Source organism: Pseudomonas sp. 18.1.10 (assembly GCF_024655625.1).
GTDB lineage: Bacteria > Pseudomonadota > Gammaproteobacteria > Pseudomonadales > Pseudomonadaceae > Aquipseudomonas.
Map to the genome: position 1 here is coordinate 1 of NZ_JANLGL010000377.1, position 3,062 is coordinate 3,062.

At 64.7% G+C, this 3,062-nt stretch carries 1 protein-coding gene; it reads left to right on the top strand.

Translation table 11 applies throughout. From position 1 onward, the window contains the following. A partial coding sequence (locus NUV89_RS28810; protein WP_257783991.1) for a condensation domain-containing protein occupies positions 1 to 3,062 on the top strand: 3,062 nt, incomplete at both ends.

Below are 3,062 nucleotides of genomic sequence, written 5' to 3' on the forward strand. Positions count from 1 at the left end.
GGAGCAAATGCCCCTGAGCCCCAACGGCAAGCTGGACCGCAAGGCCCTGCCCAAGCCTGAATCGGCGCATCACTACGAAGCGCCGCAAAGTGCCCTGGAGCAGCAGATCGCCGCGATTTGGGCGGATGTGCTGGGCGTCGAACAGGTCGGCCTGAATGACAACTTCTTCGAGCGCGGCGGCGATTCGATCATCTCGATCCAGGTGGTCAGCCGTGCCCGTGCCGCCGGGATTCACTTCACCGCCAAGGCACTGTTCCAGCACCAGACCGTGCGCAGCCTGGCTCGCGTCGCGCAGTTGCACAGCGCGCCAGTGATCGACCAGGCAGCGGTGCAGGGCGAGACGCCGCTGTTGCCGTTCCAGCAGCTGTTTTTTGAACTGGACTTGCCGGACCGGCATCACTGGAACCAGTCTGTATTGCTCAAGCCGCATCAACCGCTGCGCGTCGACCTGCTGGAGGCGGCGCTGCAGGGCATCACCCAGCATCACGATGTGTTGCGCCTGCGCTTCAGTCGGCAGGCCGAAGGGTGGCACGCGCACCATGCCGCAGAGGTTGCGCCGCTGCTGTGGCGGGAACGCGTTGAAGACGCTGTCGCACTGCAAACCCTTGGCGAACGTGCCCAGCGCAGCCTCGACCTGGAAGAAGGCCCGTTGCTGCGTGCGGTGCTTGCCGAGTTGGCCGATGGCTCCCAGCGTTTGTTGCTGGTGATGCACCATTTGGTGGTGGATGGGGTGTCCTGGCGGATCTTCCTTGAAGACCTGCAACGCCTCTATCGCCAGCAAACACTGCCGGCGAAGACCTCATCGTTCAAGGCTTGGGCCGAGCGCTTGCAGGCCCACGCCCGCAGCGCGGCCATGCACGCGGAGAAGGCTTTCTGGCTGAGCCAGCTGCAAGGCGCCGCCACTGAACTGCCGTGCCGTGATCCCCACGGCGCGCGTCCTGGCCGTCTGGCCCGGACCGTGACCAGCCAGCTGGACGCCGAGCGCACCCGGCAATTGCTGCAACAGGCGCCTACGGCCTATCGCACCCAGATCAACGACCTGCTGCTGACGGCCCTGGCGCGGGTGATCTGCCAGTGGACCGGCCATGGGTCAAGCCTGATCCAGCTGGAAGGCCACGGCCGTGAAGACCTGTTCGACGACCTCGACCTGACCCGCACTCTCGGGTGGTTCACCAGCCTGTTCCCGGTGTGCCTGACCCCGGCCGATAGCCTGGCGGGCTCGATCAAGCAGATCAAGGAACAACTGCGCGCCGTGCCCAATAAGGGCTTGGGTTTCGGCGCGCTGCGCTACCTGGGCGACGACGCGACACGCCAGGCGTTCAGCGCGTTGCCGGTGCCGCGTATCACCTTCAATTACCTGGGCCAGTTCGACGGCAGCTTTGATCGGCCCGACGGCCTGTTCGCCCCGGCTGCGGAATACGCCGGTGCCGAACAAAGCCCCGACGCGCCCTTGGGCAACTGGTTGACCCTCAACGGCCAGGTGTACGGCGGCGAGTTGCGCCTGGGCTGGACGTTCAGCCCGCTGATGTTCGATCCGCAGGTGATCGAAGCCCTGAGCGTCGCGTTCACCGAGGAGCTTGGCGCGCTGGTGGAACATTGCTGCACGCCCGGCAACAGCGGCGTGACCGCGTCGGATTTCCCGTTGTCGCGCTTGAGTCAGCAGCAGTTGGAATCGCTGCCGCTGGTGGCGGATGCCGTGGAAGACATCTACAGCCTGTCGCCGATGCAGCAAGGCATGCTGTTCCATACCTTGTACGAACAGGCGGCGGGTGATTACATCAACCAGATCCGGGTCACCGCCGAGGGCCTGGATGTGGCGCGTTTCCAACGCGCCTGGCAGGCCACGGTGCAGGCCCATGAAGTGTTGCGCAGCGGGTTTTTCTGGGAAGGCCAGCTGGAGTGGCCCTGCCAGGTGGTGTACCGCGAGGCGGACCTGCCGATCGAAGTACTGGACTGGCGTGCGATGCCGGAGCGTGAGCTGGAGTTGCAAAACCTGCAGGACGCTCAGCGCCGCCAGGGCTTCGACCTGACCCGGGCACCATTGGCGCGTTTGCTGTTGGTGCGTACCGATGAGCAGCGCCATGAGCTGATCTACACCAACCACCACATCCTGATGGACGGTTGGAGCAACTCGCGTTTGTTTGGTGAAGTGCTGCAACGTTACGCCGGGGTCGCCGTGCCACAGGCCGCAGGGCGCTACCGCGATTACATCGGTTGGTTGCAGGCCCGCGATGCCGCTGCTACCGAAATGTTTTGGCGTGAGCAGTTGAGTGTGCTGCAGACACCGACCCGCCTGGGCAGCAGCCAGCCGAACGGGTTGCCAGGCTATGGCGAACATCGCCTGGGCCTGACACGCGAATTGACCGCGCGCCTGGAAGCGTTTGCCCGTCACCACAAAGTCACCCTCAACACCCTGATCCAATCTGCGTGGCTGGTGTTGTTGCAACGTCATAGCGGGCAGTCGGTGGTGTCGTTCGGCGCGACCGTGGCCGGGCGCCCGGCGGAGCTGCCGGGGGTGGAGCAGCAGGTGGGCCTGTTCATCAATACCTTGCCCGTCATCTGCGCCGTGGATGGCCAGGTGTCGGTTGCCGCGTGGTTGCAGGCGGTCCAGGCGCAGAACCTGGTGCTACGCGAGCATGAGCACACGGGTCTCTACGATATTCAACGCTGGGCCGGGCAGGGGGGTGCGGCCTTGTTCGATAACATCCTGGTGTTCGAGAACTACCCGGTGTCCAAAGCCCTGGCGCAAAGCGGCGGCAGCGGCATCCGTTTTGGCACGCCCAAGGCCCACGAGCAGACCAGCTATCCATTGACCGTGCTGGTGGATCTGGGCGAGACGCTGTCCCTGCACATGAGTTTTGCCCGCGCATACTTCAACGCCCAGGCAGTGGAAGGCATTGCGGGGCATCTGGTCACCCTGTTGCAGGCGATGAGCCTGGACGGCGAGCAGCGCCTGGGCGACCTGCCCATGTTGGCAGTGGCCGAGCGGCAGCAGGTACTGGTGGACTGGAACGCCACGGCCCGTGACTACCCGCAAGGACAGTGGGTACATCAGCTGATCG